We start from the raw sequence: 17,371 nt of genomic DNA on the forward strand, positions 1-17,371 counted from the left end.
AGTCGCGTACAGTCCGACGAATGGGTGGATCGGCGAGTGGATTCGAGTACGTTCGTCGCGCCGACGGCACCGTGATCGTCACGCATCACGGCCGGGTGGCGGCGAAGCTGCGGGGCGCTCGCGCCGCCGAGTTCCTCGCCGAGGTCGAGGACGATCCGCAGCTGGCGATGGCCCGCTGGACGGGGAACTACCGGCACGGCAACGAACGCACCGCCCGGCAGCACCCCCGCAACCGGAACTGAGCGGCGCCTCACGCGGCGCGGTGCTCGGGCCGGCTCGGCACCCGGATGGCCGGTCCGGTCAGCTCGACCACCGTGCCACGGCCGGGAATGCTCTCGATCGTCGCGTTGCCGCCCACCGACTGCATCCGGGCGACGATCGACTCGTTGAGGCCGAAGCCGGGCCGGGTGGTACGCCGGTTGAACCCGACACCCGAGTCGACGATCCGGATGCTCACCGCGTCCGGCGCGGCGGTGACCGTCACCGCCGCCGACGGCGCGGCCGCGTGTTTGCTGACGTTGCAGAGCGCCTCGTTCGCCGCGTCGGCCAGCGCCCGCAGCGTCTGGTCGGCGAGCGGTGGCGTGGTGTGCCCGTCGGTCCGCAGCACCACGTCGAGCGGCTTGCGGTCGTGCCGGGCGATGATCGACCGGAGCTCGGTGAGCAGCGGCCGGACGTCCTCGCCGACACCGGCCCGGATGAACCGGCGCAGCGCACCCGCCTCCCGGGAGAGCAGCGCCTTGACCTCCACGTCGGTGATCGACGGGGAGAGCGCCAACCCCTCCAGGGTCTGCAGCACGTGGTCGTGGATCAGGCGGTGGTACTGGGCGCGCTCGCGTTCCCGCACGTAGGCGAAGACCCGATCGGTCAGGTGCGGCAGGTCGAGCCAGGCCGGCGGGTCGCCGAGGAAGTACGGCCGGTGCGGGCGGCCCTCGGCGGCCGAGCGCAGCGCCGGCACGAGCTCCGCGTCGGACGTCGCGTACCCCAGCGCGCCGCAGGACACCGCCATCCAGATGTCGCTGCGCAGCTGCGACATCGAGGTGACGACGACACGGCGACGGCGGCTGAGCCGCCCCAGCTCGATCAGCCGGGTGTCGTCGCTGCCGAAGTCGTGCTGGACGAGCAGCACCTCACCGCGGTGGCCACGCCGTCGCGGCAGCTCCGCCCCGGCGGCGGTCACCCGCAGGCCGGGCACGGCCGCCAGCAGCTCGCAGAGTTCTTCCCGGCGGGCCGGGTCGGTGGCGACGACCACGACCCGGATGACCTGGTTGACCCGGTGGGCCCAGTGTTCGGTGCTCAGGCGCATCTCAGTACCCCGCTGGTTGGCCGGAGGTGGCGAGCGCGGCCCGGGTCAGCTCGGCCTTGTTGCCGAGGTTCAGCTTGGCGCGGACCCGTTTGAGATAGGTGTCGACGGTGTGTTTGCTGATCCCCAGCCGGCGGGCGATCTGCTCGTGGGTGAGCCCGCCGGCGATGTGGTCCAGGACCGCCCGCTCGCGGGGTGACAGGACCGGATGGGTGACCGCGGGAGCGGCCAGCGGCGCCGAGCCGTCCGCGACCACCATTCGTACCGTGTCGGCGAACTGCTCGAGCGGGCTGCTCTTCGGAACGAACGCCCGGGCCCCGGCGGCCATGCACTGCTCGATGTCGGCCGTCCGCTCGGTTGCCGATGTCATGATCACTCGAGTGTGTGCGGCCATTGCGGTGACAACCGGAACGCAGGGTAGATCGCTGGCGAGATGGATATCGAGAACCAGAACATCGAGATTTGCGGGATCGAACGATTCTGCCGTCGCGGCGGTCGCCACCACGCTGATGTCAGGCACTGACTCCAGCGCGCCGCGCAACCCCCACAGGGCGATGGGATGGTCATCAACAATACCAACCCTGATCATTTCTGACCTGCTTCCGAGATCATATGTCCTGCCGCTTGGCGAAAGATCTATCGGCGATGTCGATGGTGCGCAGACTCGCCGCGGAGACATTCCTCAGGCACTGGAGCGTCGTTGACATCGTGGCGGCTCTGAGCCAGATTTCGTGTGCGGTGACGAGCGCCTCGTCGGCCGACGCTGTTCGGATGAACATGCCTAGGTGAACGCAGCCGGCGCCGGTTCGGGCGCTGAGATGTTCGAGGCGGTCCTCGGGTCTGGTGGCCGACCAGACCGTGTCGATGAGCAGGACCGTGCTGATCGGCTCACCGTCGGCCGCGAGAGTGATGGAAACAAGTACCATCACTCCGCTTCCTTTTTAGTCCCAGCCGAATCCAGCAAGTACGTTGCCACCGCCTGGAGTCGAAGTGTGGGAGCCCACCGCTGCCGGCGCCGCCGAGAAAGCGAAACCGACGGCCAGCAGAGCTACGAAGAAACGCTTAGGAAGCTTCATTGGTTTTACCCCCGTGAATGTCCAAAATCGCCGGTCCGGTGACTTTTGCGGTGCCGCAATCGCGTTTGGCGATCGGCCTGAGAACTTTCTACCAGCGCGCCAGGGGTGTTCATGGCCCCGAAGGCTGGACACAACCGGCCATGACCGGTTTTTGTCACCAGGGATGCGGCCCCGGGCATGAATTGTCCAATTACGGCGTTGCGCGAGGTTTTTCCGGAGGGTCGGCACCGTCCACAATGCTCGGCCGTTCGGTGCGGTGATTTGTTCGAACGGGGCCGCCGCTGGTTGCTCTGATGCATTAATGTCGGGCGATCTACTGATGCAGGCACGGCATGACGGGGGCGACACATGCTGGGGTCGCCAGGACTCGGATTGCTGGGAATCGACGGGCGCGCGGAGAAGGTCTACCGGGCGATGCTGGCGAATCCCGGCTGGGGAGTCGGCGAGATCGGTGAGCACCTGGTGCTCACCGAGAACGAGGTGCGGACCGCACTCGACAAACTCTTCGAACTCGCGCTGTTGAGCCCTTCGATGGAGGCGCCGGGTGCGATGCGCCCGGTCCGGCCGGACGTCGGGCTCAGCGCGCTGCTGGCCCGCAGGCAGGCGGATCTCGCCCGCCAGCAGCACGAGATCGCGGCCAGCCACGCCGCGATCGCCGAGATGGTCGCCGAGTGTGCGGTGCTGCGACCGGAGACCACCCAACCCGACTACGAGCTGCTGACCGGGATGGACGCCATCCAGTCCCGGCTGGAGCAACTGGCCCTGCGGGCGACCTTCGAGTGTCTGTCGTTCATGCCCGGTGGTGGTCAGTCGCCGGCCAGCCTGGCGGCCAGCCGCCCGCTGGACGAGGCCTCGCTGCTGCGGGGTGTCAGCCTGCGCACCGTCTACCAGGAGAGCGTCCGCAACGATCAGGCCACCGTGGCGTACGCGCAGTGGCTCGTGCAGGCCGGCGGCGAGGTCGGTACGGTGCCGGTCCTGCCGCCGCGCATGGTGATCGTCGACCAGGAGGTGGCGCTGCTGCCGGCCGACCCGCAGAACAGCCGGGCCGGCGCCGTGCAGATCACCGGCCGCGGCATGATCGCCTCGTTGCTGACCCTGTTCGAGCAGGTGTGGACGGCCGCCGCGCCGCTGGGTGCCGAGCCGGAACCGGACGAGGAGGGGCTGACCCCGCAGCACCGCGAGTTGTTGCTGCTGCTGGCCCAGGGGATGACCGACGAGGTGACGGCCAAGCGCCTCAGCGTGTCGACCAGGACGGCCCGCCGGATGGTGGCCGACCTGATGGACCGGCTCGGCGCGCGCAGCCGGTTCGAGGCCGGTCTCCGCGCCGCCAAGCGCGGCTGGCTCTGACGCCGAGCCGGTGACGCCTCGCCGACACCGGCTGGCGTCGGTTGTGGGCCTGAACGCGGTGGTGTTTGCGCTACGGTCTGCGTATCGCGGAAGTCGCGCTTCGGGGCCGTTTGCGAGTTTTTCCGGTCTCGAACAGCACAAGGAGACATCGATGACTGACCCCACCGCGGACGCCGGCTCGGAACCGGAGACCGAGGAGACGCCCGAGCCCTTCGAGAACCGGGCAGCACGCCGGGCCAAGGGCAAGTCGGCCGGCAACCACGTGCACGGCGAGGCCGGGCAGCGTCAGGTCCGTTCCGGGACCGTGCAGAGCCCGCGCCAGTACGGCAACCGGCGAAGCGGCTGACCTTCGTACCGGAAAGTCAGGGCCCGGACCGGCAGCGGTCCGGGCCCTTCGCTGTCTCCCCTGAAGCGGCAAAGCCGCGAAAGTGGTCGAGTCCACCAACGACGGGCGTCCCACCAGTTGGCGATCATGGATTGGCTGGTGAACCGCGGTACCGGCCGCGCCGTAAGCTAATTCGACGATCAGCGGGCTGACCTGGGGGAAGTGACCGCGTGGCGAACCTTCGGGCGGCACAGAAGGAGATGACCCGCAAACTCCTGCTGTCCGCGGCGCTGCAGCTGTTCCAGAGCAAGGGTTACGCCTCGACCACCGTCGACGACATCGCGTCGACCGCCGGGACCACCCGGGTGACCTTCTACGCGTACTTCAAATCCCGCAGCGATCTGGTGCGGGCCCTCATCGACGAGTTGAACGATCTCCTCGGACGCTCCGTGTCGGCGCCGGTCCTCGTCGATGTCGTCGCGGCCGGCACCTACCAGGCCATGGCCGGCTGGCTGCACCACCGCTCGAGCAGCTGGGAGCTGTTCCGCCCGCATCTCAGCGCGATAAGCGAGGCCGCCACGGTCGAGCCGGAGCTGCGCGGCCTGGTCGTGGGCTGGTTCGAGGAAGTGATCGCGGAGATCAAGCACGGGCTCGACCGGGCCGGGCGGTTCGTGCCGGAGGTCCGCCACTCCCGGGCCGTGCTGGCCTTCGTGCAACTGGACCATCTCGGCCGGCACTGGACCGAGGGGCGGTCGGAGGCGAGCCGCGAGCAGGTGGTCACCGTGCTGGCGGAGAGCTGGTTCACGCTGCTGGGCGAGCGGCCATGAGGCCCCTCGCCCAGGTCAGGCGCTCAGCTGATGATCAGAGCGGCTTCTTGACCGAGACCGCCTTGCCGTAGCTGCCGAACGTCATCGTGGTCTCCCGGGTGTACGCCGGGTAGTCCTTGGTGACCTTGCTGTTGATCGTGTACGTGAACTCGGTGATCTTGCCGCCGGCCACCTTGACCTTGCCCCGCACCTCGTCGGCGGTGAACGTGTAACCGCCGGCGGTCTTGGTGACGTCACCGGCCTTCTGCAGGCTCTTCAGCGCGGTGGCCGGGTTGGCGCTGATCGCGGCCGGCGCCTTGCTGTCACCGCAGAGCATCGAGCCGGCCAGGGTGCCCTTGCCGCGGTCGACCCAGAGCGTGTCCTTGCGGACGTAGCTGTGCCCGTCCACGAGCCGGGTCTCGAAGAGGCCGCCGCTGACGTACCCGGTGTTGTTCGCCGGGTCGAGCGCACCGGTGCACGTGGTCGTGACGTGGTCGATCTGCCACTCGGCCAGGGTCAGCGTCGAGGCGATCTTGAACGCGAAGCTGGACTCCGCGGTCGAGGTGGCCGCGGCCGCCAGCTCCAACGCCGGCGACACCGGTGTCGCCACCGGGCCGGCCGCCTCGGTCGAACCGGACGGCGTGGTGCCGCCGGTGGAGAGCGCGACACCGACCACTGCCGCGAGGGCCAGGGTCGCGGTGCCGGCCGCACCGACCCGGCGGCGGATCCGGCTGCGCGTGCCGGCGCCGACCAGCTCGGCGATCGGGGGCTCACCAGCGGGCATCCGGTCGGCCCAGTCGTGCATGGCCTTCTGCAGGTCGCTCATGAGGTTCCTTCCATGGAAAAGAGGGGTTCAGCCACGGGTTTCGAGGAGCGCCGACTCGGCGCGCAACTTGGCCAGGGCCCGGGAGTGGGTGGACTTGAGGGCACCGATCGAGCAGCCCATCGCAGCGGCCGCGTCCTTCTCGGAGAGGTCCTCGAAATAGCGCAGCACGATCACCGCGCGCTGCTGCCGGGGCAGGCGCAGCACGGCACGCTGCAACGCGTCGTGCGGCTCGACCGGCGCGTACCGGCCGTCCTGCCGGTCCGGCGTCTCGGCCACCGGCTCCTCCCGGCGCCACCGCCGCCACCGGCTCACGTTGCCGTTGACCAGCATGCGACGCAGGTAGGCGTGCGGGTCGCCCTTGCCGGCCACCTTCCGCCACCGGGTGAACAGGCTGACCAGGCACTCCTGCAGGAGTTCCTCACCGTGATGCCGGTCGCCGGTGATCACGCTGGCCATCCACAGGTAGCGGTTCCAGCCGGCCGCGACGAAGGCCACGTACCCGGCGTCGCTGGTATCCGTCGGTTCGCTTCGGGGAGTCACATGGCTTACACGCCGGCCACCGGGCGAAGGTTTACCGGCCTGTCCGAGAGACTTTTTTGTACGGACGAAAGGGCGCCGGCGCCGGCCGGATCGGCCCGGAACGCAGGAGGGCCCGGCTCCGATCGGAGCCGGGCCCTCGTCGCGGGATCAGCGCAGGGTCTGCGGGGTCGGCATGTCGAAGCCGCCGGTGTAGCCGTACGAGCCGTAGTACGACAGGTGGTATCCGGTGGCCGCGCTGCCCCCATGCCGTTGCCGGCCGGGGCGAGGTCAAGGTCTCCCCGGGCCGGGGGCCGTATCTGGGCGCGGCCGGGATTTCTCCTGGGCGCCCATCTCTTTACAACTTCAGTTAACAGTCCTAATAATTAGCCATGCGTCGATCAGTGACCCTCGCCACTGCGGCTGTCGTGGCCGCCGCGTGTTCCAGCGTCTATGTGGCCAGCACCGCGAACGCGGCGGCAGCGTGTGCCCCGGCCTGGAGCACGTCCGCCACCTACGTCAAGGACAACGTCGCCTCCAAGGGTGGCAACAACTACACCGCGAAGTGGTGGACCCAGGGTGAGGACCCGGTCCTGAAGAGCGGCCAGTGGGACGTCTGGATCAACAGCGGCGCGTGCGGCGGCACCACGAACCCGTCGCCGAGCACGACGAGTGCCAGCCCGAGCACATCGCCGAGCACCAGCCCGAGCGCGTCGCCGAGCCCGAGCACGTCCCCGAGCACCAGCCCCAGCCCCAGCACCAGCCCGAGCACCCCGATCCCGGTCGGCGGCCTGCCCAAGCACGCGCTGATCGGCTACCTGCACGCCAGCTTCGCCAACGGCGCCGGCTACCTGAAGATGGCCGACGTGCCCGCCGACTGGGACATCATCAACCTGTCCTTCGGCGAGCCGACGAACGCGACCTCCGGCGACATCCGGTTCACCCTCTGCCCGGCCACCGAGTGCCCCGGGGTGGAGAGCGAGACCGACTTCATCGCGGCGATCAAGGCGAAGCGGGCGGCCGGTAAGAAGGTGCTGCTCTCGATCGGCGGCGCCAACGGTCAGGTGCAGCTCACCACGACCGCGGCGCGGGACAAGTTCGTCAGCTCGGTCAGCGCGATCATCGACAAGTACGGCCTGGACGGCGTGGACATCGACTTCGAGGGACACTCGCTGTCGCTGAACACCGGTGACACCGACTTCAAGAACCCGACCACCCCGGTGATCGTCAACCTGATCAGCGCGGTCAAGTCGCTCAAGGCCCGGTACGGCACCGGCTTCGTGCTGACCATGGCGCCGGAGACGTTCTTCGTGCAGCTCGGCTACCAGTACTACGGCTCCGGGCCGTGGGGTGGCCAGGACCCGCGGGCCGGGTCGTACCTGCCGGTGATCTACGCACTGCGCAACGACCTGACCGTGCTGCACGTGCAGGACTACAACTCGGGCTCGATCATGGGGCTGGACAACCAGTACCACTCGATGGGCGGCGCCGACTTCCACGTCGCGATGACCGACATGATGCTGGCCGGCTTCCCGGTGGCCGGTAACACCGCGAACATGTTCCCCGCACTGCGCGAGGACCAGGTCGCGTTCGGCGCGCCGAGCTCGGTCAGCGCCGGCAACGGATACGTCGCGCCGGCCGTCGTCCAGTCGGCGGTCACCTGCCTGGTCAAGGGCACCGGCTGCGGCGGATACACCCCGCGGAGCAGCCTCAACCCGAACTTCCGCGGCCTGATGACCTGGTCGATCAACTGGGACCGGTTCTACAGCTGGGAGTTCAAGAACAGTCACGAGCCGTTCCTGAACGCCCTGCCCTGACGGCGGGGAGAGAACGCCCTGCCCTATCAGGGGCTACCGGCCGGCCGTGACCCGCTGAATCCGGGTCACGGCCAGCCACCCGCCGACGCCGGGAATCCAGGCCCAGAACCGGGCCGGCCGGTGCGGGAAGGCCAGGATCACCACGATCAGGTAGGCGCAGCCGTGGATCGGCCCGCACAGCGAAGTGATCGGCTTCAGGTGCACGGTGGCCAGGTTGCTCAGCAGGATCACCAGTGAGAGCAGCTCCACCAGCGCCGCGATCCGCAGGACGCGCACGGTCAGGCTCCCGTCGTCGAGCCGGGGCGAATGATCATCAGCACCACGACCACGGCCCAGAGCAGGTTGAAGACGCCGGTCAGCATCCCGAGCCGGCTCGGCGGAACGTCCTCGCCCGCGATCACCCGCGCCTGGCCGGGCAGGACGGCCAGGCCGAGCAGTGCGGCGGCCAGCCCGGTGAGCACGATCGAGGTGATCAGCCAGGTGTCGCCGAGGACGCCGAGGCTGCTCGCGGTGGCCAGCCCGAAGACCGGCACGGCCACGCCGAACAGGGCGTAGACCCGGCAGATCCGGTGCAGCAGGGGGAGGGCGTCGCGCTGACCGCGGCGGGCCGCTGCCGGGAACATGCTGGCCACCACGGTCACCGGGCCGATCGCGATGATCGCCGCCAGGACGTGCAGGCTGAGTAGGAGCTTTGTCACGCCGAGGACGCTAGTGATCCTTATCGGGCACCGGAACTGGCTGGATTGCCCGCTGTCAACGGATTCCGGCCAGCTATAAAGGTGCCATGCACATCGTCGCGGTTCTGGCGCTCGACCAGGTGATCCCGTTCGACCTGGCCACGCCGCTCGAAGTGTTCGGCCGGGTGCGGCTCGCCGACGGCAGCACGCCGTACGAGGTGCGGGTCTGCGCGGTCGGCGACACCGTCGAGGCCGGGGCGTTCACGCTGCGAGCCCGGTACGGCCTGGACACCCTGCTGGCCGCCGACACGATCATCCTGCCGGGCTGCGCGGACGCGGCCATGGTCGTACCGGAAAAGGTTTTGGATCATCTGCGGAAAGCCGCCGCAGGCGGCGCGAGAGTGGCCTCGATCTGTGCCGGCGCCTTCATCCTGGCCGCGACCGGCCTGCTGGACGGTCTGCGCGCGACCACACACTGGCTCGCCGCGCCGGACCTCGCCGCCCGTCATCCGCAGATCGAGGTGGATCCGGGGGTGCTCTATGTGGACAACGGCCAGTTCCTCACGTCGGCCGGCGCCGCCGCCGGCCTCGACCTGTGCCTGCACCTGATCCGGCGCGATCACGGCTCGGCGGTCGCCGCCGACGCGGCCCGGCTGTCGGTGATGCCGCTGGAGCGGGAGGGCGGTCAGGCCCAGTTCATCGTGCCGGAGCAGCCGCCGACGCCGCGCGGCTCGGTCCTGGAACCGCTGCTGAGCTGGATGCAGGAGAACACCGACGCCGATGTCACGCTCGGCGACCTCGCGGCGCGGGGTGGGATGAGCATCCGTACGCTCAATCGCCGGTTCCGTGAGCAGACCGGGACGACCCCGCTGCAGTGGCTGCTCCGGGCCCGGATCCGTCGCGCGCAGCACCTGCTGGAGGCCACCGACCAGCCGGTCGAGCAGATCGCCGGCCAGGTCGGGTTCGGCTCACCCACGGCGTTCCGCGACCGTTTCAAACTGATCGTCGGCACCAGCCCGCAGAGCTACCGGGTCGCGTTCCGCAAGAGCTAGAGCACCAGCCCACAGAGCTACCGGATGGCGTTCCGCAAGAGCTAGGGCAGGACCACGCAGCGACGGCACCGCGCCTCGTACGTGTAGGTCCCGTCGTCCGGCAGCGCCGTCGACGGCGCGAGTTCCCGGATGAACGGCTTGCCGTGCTCCAGCACCTGGGTGTGCGTCGCGTCCAGCGACCGGCACACGTCGCACACCGCGCGCCGATAGATCACCTTCTCCGGCGCCAGCTCGAACAGCGCCCGGACCGGCGCGAACAGCTGCCCCCGGTGATCCAGGTCGATGCCGGCCACGACCACCTTGACACCCTGCCGGACCGCGACGCCGAGCACCGCGATGTCGTCGACGGTGAACATGTGGATCTCGTCGACCCCGATCACCTCGACGTCACCGTCGGCGGCGCCGGCCAGCGAGTGCACCTTCACGGTCTCCAGGGTGCCGCCGGAGCGGGACATCACCGCGGTGTCCCGGCCGTGCCGGGCGGACTGGAAGATGCGGTGCGGGATGCCAGTGTGCTGCAGCGGGGACAGCAAGCTGATCATCTCGAGCGACTTGCCGCCCTTCATCGGGCCGAGGATCACGGTCAGGTCCATGACGCAGAGCGTGCCACCAGGTGGATCACCCGATGGCACGCACCCCGTCAGCGGATCGCGGTCAGCCGATGCGGTAGGTCCGGTAGATCGTCGACTCGCTGTAGCCACCGCTGGTGTACGTGGCCCGGACGCTCACCGCGACGTAGCCGGCCGCCGGGTTCTTCACCACGGCGGTCCAGTTGCCGCCGATCTTGCGGACCGGTACCGCGCGCCAGGTCTTGCCGCCGTCCGCGGAGATCTTCGCGGTCAGCGACTTCAGCTTCGGGTTCGCCCCGCGGGTCAGGTCCTCGTAGTGCACGACGCGGTTCAGCCGGAGCGTCACGGTGGTGGTGCTGCCCGGCTTGGCCTTGTTGTACAGGTCCAGGCCGGCCGGGATGATCTGCACCGAGTAGTTCGGGGCCAGCGTGTTCTTCTTCGCCTTCGGGTTCAGCGGGAACCGGTAGGTGACCCGGCTGCTGGTGGAGAGCATCCCGGCCGGGAAGGTGACGCCGGCCTCGTACCTGGTCGCGGTGTTGGTCAGCGTGTACCAGCCGGCCTTGGCCGGTCGGTAGTACAGGCTGGGCCGCGACCCGCCGGGGTTCGACCGGGTCTTGACGACCTTGCCGCGGTAGGTGAGGGTCGCGGTCCCGCGGCCATCGCTGATGCTGCCGGACGTGGCCGAGAGCGACGGGTCGGCGAACATGTCGTCGAGCGGGAACTCGAGGCGACCCTGATACGTGTACGGCAGCTCGGTGCCCGGCCCCCAGCCGGCGCTGTTGAGCCGGACGCTGTACGCCTTGCCGGCGGCTACCTTGCGCGTCACGGTCGGGGTGCCTTCGGCCTGCAGGTCCCAGGTGCCGGCGGACAGGTAGAGCTTGTTGCTGGCCGGTCGGTCGGTGGAGCCCAGCGGCGCCCACAGGTCGTCGCCGCAGCCACCCTTGACCGGCTGCACCGCCTGGTTGAGGTAGTTCGCCGAGTTCGGCCCGCGGCGCGAGGTGACCTGCACGGTGGCCAGCCCGGTGCGCCGGAACGTCTTGGCCGGTGCGCTCGGCAGCCCGGTGGTCCGGTGCATCACCGCGTAGCTGGCGGTCTCGGCGGAGCCGTCGGTCCACGATCCCAGCGCGCCGTAGGCCAGCTTGGTCGACTTGCTCGGGATCACGTAGAGCGCGGTCCGGTCCCAGGTGCTCGCGTCGATCCGGGCGGGCGCGTCGGTCTTGGTGCAGATCTGCACGTCGAGCCGGGCCGCGAGACCGGACGGGGCGGGGTTCAGCCCCAGGCTGATCCGGCGGCCGGAGCGGGCGTCCAGGGTCAGCTTGCTGTTGCCGGAGACCTTCACGGTCCGCCCGCCGAGGGTGGTCGTGCTGCCGGTCGGGATCGAGACCACGACGGCGTAGTTGCCCTTGGGCAGCTTCCGCGCCTTGCCGGCCCGGAGGGTGTACGACGAGCTGGTCGACAGGTTGACCGCGGTCGCGCTGATCGCGACCTTGGCGCCGGACCGGTTCACCGCGGTGAGGGTGAGCGTGTTCGAGGCCGCGAGGGCGGCGCTGCCGGTGGTCAGCAGCAGGGCCGTGGAGAGCACGGCCGCGGTGGCGGGAAGCGCGCGAATGGACATCGCCCCGGATCATGACATAGACCGGACGAGATATCGATCCCGTTGCGACGTTCCGGTTGCGTACCGCCCGATTGGTGAAGTTTAAAGATCCGATAAGGAGATCACTGACGCTCGCCGCACGGTGTTCTCCCCAGGATGTCCGCCATGCACAATTCCGCAGACAAGATCCGGGTCGCGGTGATCTTCGGCGGACGTAGCGCGGAGCACGACGTGTCCTGCCGCTCGGCGTCCTCGGTCTTCCGCTTCCTCGACCGGGACCGCTACCAGGTGGTGCCGATCCGGATCTCACGCGCCGGCCGCTGGCAGGTCGGCACGGACGGCGCGGAGCCGGTCTTCCCGGCCGAGCCCACCGGCCAGACCTCGCTGGTGAGCATCCTCGACGCGCTCGCCGCGCTGCGCGGCGTTGACGTCGTCTTTCCGGTGCTGCACGGCCCGTTCGGCGAGGACGGCACCCTGCAGGCGGTCCTCGAGATGGCCCGGATTCCGTACGTCGGCAGCGGCGTCCTGGCCAGCGCCACCGCGATGGACAAGGCGTTCACCAAGACGATCGTGGCGGCCGAGGGCATCCCGGTGGCCGACGGTGTGGTGCTGCGCGGCGAGGAGCAGGTCACGCCCGCCGACCGGGACCGGCTCGGCCTGCCGGTCTTCGTCAAGCCGGCCCGCAGCGGCTCCAGCGTCGGCGTCTCCCGCGTCGACGACTGGGACGACCTGGCCGAGGCGATCGCGCTGGCCCGCAAGCACGACACCAAAGTCCTGGTGGAGGCGGCGGTGCTGGGCCGCGAGGTGGACATGGCGGTGTTGCAGCGCCCGGACCGGACGATCGAGGTCGGCCCGGCCCTGGAGATCAACCACTCGGCGTCCTTCTTCGACTTCGACGCGAAGTACACGCCCGGCGCGGCCGCGTTCACCATCCCGGCCGACCTCAAGCCGGAGCACCGGGACCTGCTCGAGGACACCGCCCGCCGGGTGTTCGAGGCGCTCGGCTGCGCCGGCCTGCTGCGGGTGGACTTCTTCCTGACCGAGGTCGACGGGGCCGCCGTGGTGGTGATGAACGAGGTCAACACGCTGCCGGGCCTGACCGAGCTGTCGCAGTTCCCGCAGATCTGGCGGTCCGCCGGGCTCTCCTACCCCGACCTGCTCGATCAGCTGGTGAGCACCGCCGCGTCGACCGAACGATGACCCGGGCGATCGTCGACCTGGACGCGATCGGGCACAACACCAGGGTGCTGGCCGGAGCGGCCGGCCGGGCACAGGTCATGGCCGTGGTCAAGGCGAACGGATTCGGTCACGGCAGTGTGCCGGTGGCCCGCGCCGCGCTCGCACACGGCGCGTCCTGGCTCGGCGTGACCTCGCTGCGCGAGGCGATGGAGCTGCGCGAGGCGGGGATCGGTGCGCCGATCCTGATGTGGCTCTACACCCCGGACGACGTGCTGGACGAGGCCCTGCTCGCCGGCGTCGACATCTCGGTGAGCTCGGCCCGGGCGCTCGAGGCGCTGGGCCGGACCGCGGGCCGGCTGGGCCGTGCCGCGGCGGTGCATCTCAAGGCGGACACCGGGCTGTCCCGGGCCGGCGCGACCGCCGGGGACTGGCCGCACCTGCTCACCATCGCCGGGAAAATGCAGGCCGCGGGCCTGATCACGGTGCGCGGCCTGTGGTCGCACCTGGCCACCGCGGAGGACCCGGCGGACCCCGGACTGCACCGGCAGCTGCTCGATTTCGGTCACGCGCGGGCCGAGGCCGCCGCGGCCGGTTTCACCGGACCGCTGATCCATCTCGCGAACTCCGCGGCGGCCCTGCAACTGCCGCAGGCGAGGTTCGATTTGGTACGGCCAGGAATCGCCCTGTACGGCATCGAGCCGGTCCCCGGTCGCTCCTTCGGCCTGCGCCCCGCGATGACCCTGGAGTCCACAGTGATCCTGACCAAGCGGGTCGCGCCGGGCACCGGGGTCTCCTACGGCCACGACCACGTGGTCGAGCGGGAGACCACGCTCGCCCTGGTCCCGGCCGGTTACGCGGACGGCGTGCCCCGGCGGGTCACCGGCCGGGCCGAGGTCACCGTGCACGGCGTCCGCCGCCCGATCGTCGGCCGGGTCGCCATGGACCAGGTCGTGGTGGACGTGGGTGACCTGCCGGTCAGCGCCGGCGACCGGGTGGTGCTCTTCGGCGCCGGCGGCCCGTCGGTGGACGAGTGGGCGGCCTGGGCGGACACCAACCCGCACGAGATCCTCACCGGGATCGGCGGCCGGGTGCCGCGCTGCTACCGCGGCCGTTCGGCCGGGAAGACGATCTCCACCCGGAGCCCGTCCCGCCCGGAGGAGTGCGCGCTGATGGCACCGTCGTGAGCCCGGCAGATCGACCGGGCGATGGTCAGGCCCAGGCCGGACCCGCCACTGTGGTCGATCCGGGTGCCGCCCAGCCGGCGGAACGGCTCGAACAGTCCGGAGACCGCCTCGGGCGGCACGTCGTCGCCGGTGTTGGTGACGGTCAGCGCGGGCTGGTCGCCGATCTCGACGTCGATCGAGCCGCCCGGCCGGTTGTACTTGATGGCGTTCTGCACCAGGTTGATGATCAGCCGCTCGAGCAGCACCCGTTCACCGAGCACCACCCGGGGCGTGAGTTTCCGGTTGATGGTCAGGCCGGCCTCGGCGGCCCGTACCTCGTGGTCGGCCAGGACGGTCTCGGTGATCTCGTCGAGCCGTAGCGGGATCTTGGTGACCAGCCCGCGGTCGCTCTCGCTGAGCACCAGCAGACCCTCGATCAGCCGCTCGTTGCGCTCGTTGCTCTCCAGCAGCTGCGCGGTGACCAGGTCGAGCTTCTCCGGGGTGGTGGCCCGGGCCAGGCCCACCTCGATCAGGGTGCGCTGCACGGCGAGCGGGGTGCGCAGCTCGTGCGAGGCGTTCGCGGCGAAGTGCCGCTGCGCCTCGTAACCCATCGCGATCCGGTCCATCATCTCGTCGATGGCCCGGGCCAGCACGGTGATCTCGGTGTTGCCGGTCCCGGCGTTGATCCGGTAGCCCAGGTTCTGCGGGCCGACGCTGGCGATCACCGGCTCCAGCTCGCGGATCGGCCGCAGGCACCACCGGACCGCCCACCGGGCGCCGAACGGCAGGACCACCGCGATCAAGCCGACGAGTACCACGAACTGCAGATCGGTGCGGATGGCCATGACCTGGCAGAGCTCACCACGGGCGCCGGCCGGCCCGCAGATCTGTTCGCCGACCAGGCTCAGCCAGAACAGCAGGACGTCGCTCAGCCAGACGACGACCACCCCGAACAGGAACGCCGCGGTGCAGACCACCATGATCCGCCGGGCCGGCGACTGGGACTTCACTGGCCCAGCCGATAGCCCACGCGCGGCACGGTGTGGATGACCGCCGGCTCGCCGAGCTTCTTGCGCAACGTCATGATCGTGACGCGGACCGAGTTGGTGAACGGGTCGGCGTTCTCGTCCCAGGCCTGTTCCAACAGCTCCTCGGCGCTGACCACCTGCCCGCCGGCGCGCAGCAGCACCCGCAGCACGGCGAACTCCTTCGGCGTCAGGGCCAGCGTCAGGCCGTCCCGCGCGGCGAAGTGCCGGACCGTGTCCAGCACCACGCCGTCCTGCTCCAGCACCGGCTTCAGCGGCGCCGCGGAGCGCCGGGCCAGCGCCTGCACCCGGGCCACCAGCTCGGCGAACGCGAACGGCTTGGTCAGGTAGTCGTCGGCGCCCAGCCCGAGCCCCTCGACCCGGTCGCGGATCCCGGCGGCCGCGGTCAGCAGCAGCAACCGGGTGTCGATGCCCTGGTCGACGGCCCGGACACAGACCTCGTCACCGGTCAGGCCGGGCATGTCCCGGTCCAGGATCGCCACGTCGTAGCGGTGCGTGCTGATCCGCTCCAGTGCGTTCGTGCCGTCGTAGACGACATCCACCGCCATCGCGAACTGCCGCAGCCCGTCGGCGACCGTGTCGGCGAGCGTCCGCTCGTCATCGGCCATCAGAATCCGCACGTCCTGCCCGCCTTCCCGGAGATCCGGCCGTCACCATAACGACCGGTGCCCAACCGGGCCGCCGACCATTTATGATCCTCGGACTCGACGGGGGAGGATCCACTTGCGACGCGTTCCGAGGCTCTTACTGGCCCTGGGTGTCACCACTGCTGCTGCCGCTGTTTTCGCCGGGCCCGCTGAGGCCGCGGAAGGCAGCGTCGGCATCGCCACGGTGAGTGGCTCCAAGGTGCGATACAAGGCGGCCTACACCGGCGCGAACAGCGTCATCATAACGCGCAGTGGCCGGACGATCACGATTGACGACAAGAAGCTGATCAAGCCGGGCAAGGGCTGCAAGCAGGTCAAGGGCGACAAGACCAAGGTCCGGTGCAGCACGGCAGCGACGCCGACCCGGGTGTCGGTGAACCTGTACGCCGGCAACGACGTGCTGTCCAACCGTTCCGACGTGCCGATGGTCGCCTACGGTGACGACGGCAACGACCGGATCTACGGCGGCACCAAGGGCGACTCGATCGACGGCGGCCACGGCGCCGACAAGCTCTACGGCGGCGGCGGCAACGACCGGCTCAACGGCTCGTTCGAGAACGACCTGCTCTACGGCGGCGCGGGGAACGACACGATCCTCGGCGACTGGGGCAACGACACCGCGTACGGCGGCGCCGGCAACGACCGGTTCTACGGCGACCGGGGCAACGACCGGTTCTCCGGCGAGGACGGCACCGACTGGGCCGACGGCGGGGACGGCGCCGACGTGTTCTCCGGCGGCAACGGCGACGACGGTTTCCTCGGCGGCTCCGGCAACGACCGGGCGTACGGCGGCAACGGCAGCGACTGGCTGCTCGGTGAGTCGGGCAGCGACCGCCTCGAGGGTGGCGCCGGCAACGACGACCTGACCGGCGACGACCAGCGGCAGGGCCTGATCGGCGCGGACGTGCTGCTCGGTGGCCCGGGCGTCGACACGGTCGAGTACAACCACCACACCAGGGCGGTCACCGTCGACCTGGACGGCGTCACCGGTGACGACGGGCAGGCCGGTGAGCGGGACACGGTCGGCGCCGACGTCGAGCGCATCTACGGCGGCCAGGGCAACGACCGGCTCACCGGCAACGGCGCGGCCAACTTCATCAACGGCATGGAGGGTGACGACGTCATCTTCGGTGGCGGCGGCAACGACGAGCTGGACGGCTCCGACGGCCGCGACAAGCTCTACGGCGAGGCCGGCGACGACTCGCTGAACGGCTTCGAGGTGTCCGGCCCGTTCGCCGCCGACCTGCTCGACGGCGGCGCCAACGCCACCACCGCCGGCGACTCCTGCCTCTACACCTCCACCGACACCCTGGTCAGCTGCGAACACCAGCAGATCTGGTCGTAACCGGAGCGGGCTGCGGCGTCGTCAGGGCGCTTTTCGTACGTACGAAAAAACGCCGAAGGCGCCCGGCCGCCGTGAGCGGACCGGGC

The 17,371-nt window shown here is 70.0% G+C and carries 20 protein-coding genes; 9 read left to right on the forward strand and 11 right to left on the reverse strand.

The window, feature by feature from the left end:
• The first annotated feature begins 20 nt into the window (after positions 1 to 20).
• Entirely contained in the window at positions 21 to 242 is a 222-nt protein-coding gene (locus ADL15_RS15755) for a hypothetical protein (RefSeq protein WP_067690602.1), read from the forward strand.
• 8 nt (positions 243 to 250) lie between these two features.
• Here the strand turns inward: ADL15_RS15755 and ADL15_RS15760 are convergent, their stop codons facing one another.
• Genes ADL15_RS15760 through ADL15_RS54170 form a run of 3 tightly spaced genes read right to left on the reverse strand, consistent with a single transcriptional unit; the run spans position 251 to position 2,229 of the window.
• Positions 251 to 1,303, reverse strand: a complete 1,053-nt coding sequence (locus tag ADL15_RS15760) for a sensor histidine kinase (protein WP_067690605.1) — start codon at positions 1,301 to 1,303, stop codon at positions 251 to 253.
• 1 nt (position 1,304) lies between these two features.
• Entirely contained in the window at positions 1,305 to 1,979 is a 675-nt protein-coding gene (locus tag ADL15_RS54165) for a LuxR C-terminal-related transcriptional regulator (RefSeq protein WP_083971289.1), read from the reverse strand.
• A complete protein-coding gene (locus ADL15_RS54170) occupies positions 1,909 to 2,229 on the reverse strand; it encodes a hypothetical protein (protein WP_067690608.1) in 321 nt (106 codons plus the stop codon). The genes ADL15_RS54165 and ADL15_RS54170 overlap by 71 nt, the downstream gene beginning before the upstream one ends.
• 519 nt (positions 2,230 to 2,748) lie before the next feature.
• Between ADL15_RS54170 and ADL15_RS15775 the strand changes: the two genes are divergently transcribed.
• The 3 genes from ADL15_RS15775 to ADL15_RS15785 all read left to right on the forward strand — a co-directional run bounded on the left by ADL15_RS15775 (position 2,749) and on the right by ADL15_RS15785 (position 4,875).
• Positions 2,749 to 3,723, forward strand: coding sequence for a helix-turn-helix domain-containing protein (locus tag ADL15_RS15775; RefSeq protein WP_232344128.1), 975 nt, complete (start codon positions 2,749 to 2,751; stop codon positions 3,721 to 3,723).
• A gap of 151 nt (positions 3,724 to 3,874) precedes the next feature.
• Positions 3,875 to 4,069 (forward strand): hypothetical protein, encoded by a 195-nt coding sequence (locus tag ADL15_RS15780; protein ID WP_067690614.1) that lies wholly within the window; start codon positions 3,875 to 3,877, stop codon positions 4,067 to 4,069.
• Between the two features lie 209 nt (positions 4,070 to 4,278).
• On the forward strand, positions 4,279 to 4,875 hold the full coding sequence (locus tag ADL15_RS15785) for a TetR/AcrR family transcriptional regulator (RefSeq protein WP_067690617.1): 597 nt from the start codon (positions 4,279 to 4,281) through the stop codon (positions 4,873 to 4,875).
• A 34-nt stretch (positions 4,876 to 4,909) separates the two neighbouring features.
• On the opposite strand, the gene ADL15_RS15790 is transcribed toward ADL15_RS15785, so the two are convergent.
• Positions 4,910 to 5,680: a hypothetical protein gene (locus ADL15_RS15790; RefSeq protein WP_067690620.1), complete on the reverse strand. Its 771-nt coding sequence runs from the start codon at positions 5,678 to 5,680 to the stop codon at positions 4,910 to 4,912.
• 27 nt (positions 5,681 to 5,707) lie between these two features.
• On the reverse strand, positions 5,708 to 6,220 hold the full coding sequence (locus ADL15_RS15795; protein ID WP_083971290.1) for a SigE family RNA polymerase sigma factor: 513 nt from the start codon (positions 6,218 to 6,220) through the stop codon (positions 5,708 to 5,710).
• 368 nt (positions 6,221 to 6,588) lie between these two features.
• Between ADL15_RS15795 and ADL15_RS15800 the strand changes: the two genes are divergently transcribed.
• Positions 6,589 to 8,013, forward strand: coding sequence for a chitinase (locus ADL15_RS15800; protein ID WP_067690623.1), 1,425 nt, complete (start codon positions 6,589 to 6,591; stop codon positions 8,011 to 8,013).
• Between the two features lie 33 nt (positions 8,014 to 8,046).
• On the opposite strand, the gene ADL15_RS15805 is transcribed toward ADL15_RS15800, so the two are convergent.
• Entirely contained in the window at positions 8,047 to 8,289 is a 243-nt protein-coding gene (locus tag ADL15_RS15805) for a DUF3817 domain-containing protein (protein ID WP_232344129.1), read from the reverse strand.
• 2 nt (positions 8,290 to 8,291) lie between these two features.
• Positions 8,292 to 8,711 (reverse strand): hypothetical protein, encoded by a 420-nt coding sequence (locus tag ADL15_RS15810; protein ID WP_067690628.1) that lies wholly within the window; start codon positions 8,709 to 8,711, stop codon positions 8,292 to 8,294.
• An 86-nt stretch (positions 8,712 to 8,797) separates the two neighbouring features.
• Here ADL15_RS15810 and ADL15_RS15815 point away from each other — a divergent pair, with 86 nt between their 5' ends.
• Positions 8,798 to 9,742, forward strand: a complete 945-nt coding sequence (locus tag ADL15_RS15815) for a GlxA family transcriptional regulator (protein WP_067690634.1) — start codon at positions 8,798 to 8,800, stop codon at positions 9,740 to 9,742.
• A 41-nt stretch (positions 9,743 to 9,783) separates the two neighbouring features.
• On the opposite strand, the gene ADL15_RS15820 is transcribed toward ADL15_RS15815, so the two are convergent.
• Positions 9,784 to 10,335 (reverse strand): thymidine kinase, encoded by a 552-nt coding sequence (locus tag ADL15_RS15820; RefSeq protein ID WP_067690637.1) that lies wholly within the window; start codon positions 10,333 to 10,335, stop codon positions 9,784 to 9,786.
• 61 nt (positions 10,336 to 10,396) lie between these two features.
• The gene (locus ADL15_RS15825) at positions 10,397 to 11,926 is read right to left on the reverse strand and encodes a hypothetical protein (protein WP_067690639.1); all 1,530 of its coding nucleotides are present in this window, start codon (positions 11,924 to 11,926) and stop codon (positions 10,397 to 10,399) included.
• Positions 11,927 to 12,070: 144 nt separating this feature from the next.
• On the opposite strand from ADL15_RS15825, the gene ADL15_RS15830 reads away from it, so the two are divergent.
• Together ADL15_RS15830 and alr are read left to right on the forward strand one after the other, a co-directional pair.
• On the forward strand, positions 12,071 to 13,105 hold the full coding sequence (locus ADL15_RS15830) for a D-alanine--D-alanine ligase family protein (RefSeq protein WP_067690642.1): 1,035 nt from the start codon (positions 12,071 to 12,073) through the stop codon (positions 13,103 to 13,105).
• A complete protein-coding gene (alr, locus tag ADL15_RS15835) occupies positions 13,102 to 14,268 on the forward strand; it encodes an alanine racemase (protein WP_067690645.1) in 1,167 nt (388 codons plus the stop codon). Before ADL15_RS15830 ends, alr begins: the two co-directional genes overlap by 4 nt.
• Here alr and ADL15_RS15840 read toward each other — a convergent pair.
• The gene (locus ADL15_RS15840) at positions 14,184 to 15,257 is read right to left on the reverse strand and encodes a sensor histidine kinase (protein ID WP_232344132.1); all 1,074 of its coding nucleotides are present in this window, start codon (positions 15,255 to 15,257) and stop codon (positions 14,184 to 14,186) included. The two genes, alr and ADL15_RS15840, sit on opposite strands and share 85 nt — an antisense overlap.
• On the reverse strand, positions 15,254 to 15,913 hold the full coding sequence (locus ADL15_RS15845; RefSeq protein ID WP_067690648.1) for a response regulator transcription factor: 660 nt from the start codon (positions 15,911 to 15,913) through the stop codon (positions 15,254 to 15,256). Before ADL15_RS15845 ends, ADL15_RS15840 begins: the two co-directional genes overlap by 4 nt.
• Positions 15,914 to 16,016: 103 nt before the next feature.
• On the opposite strand from ADL15_RS15845, the gene ADL15_RS15850 reads away from it, so the two are divergent.
• The gene (locus ADL15_RS15850; RefSeq protein ID WP_157441384.1) at positions 16,017 to 17,285 is read left to right on the forward strand and encodes a calcium-binding protein; all 1,269 of its coding nucleotides are present in this window, start codon (positions 16,017 to 16,019) and stop codon (positions 17,283 to 17,285) included.
• Positions 17,286 to 17,371 lie beyond the last annotated feature (86 nt).

It is taken from the genome of Actinoplanes awajinensis subsp. mycoplanecinus (genome assembly GCF_001509495.1).
Taxonomy (GTDB): Bacteria; Actinomycetota; Actinomycetes; order Mycobacteriales; family Micromonosporaceae; genus Actinoplanes; species Actinoplanes palleronii.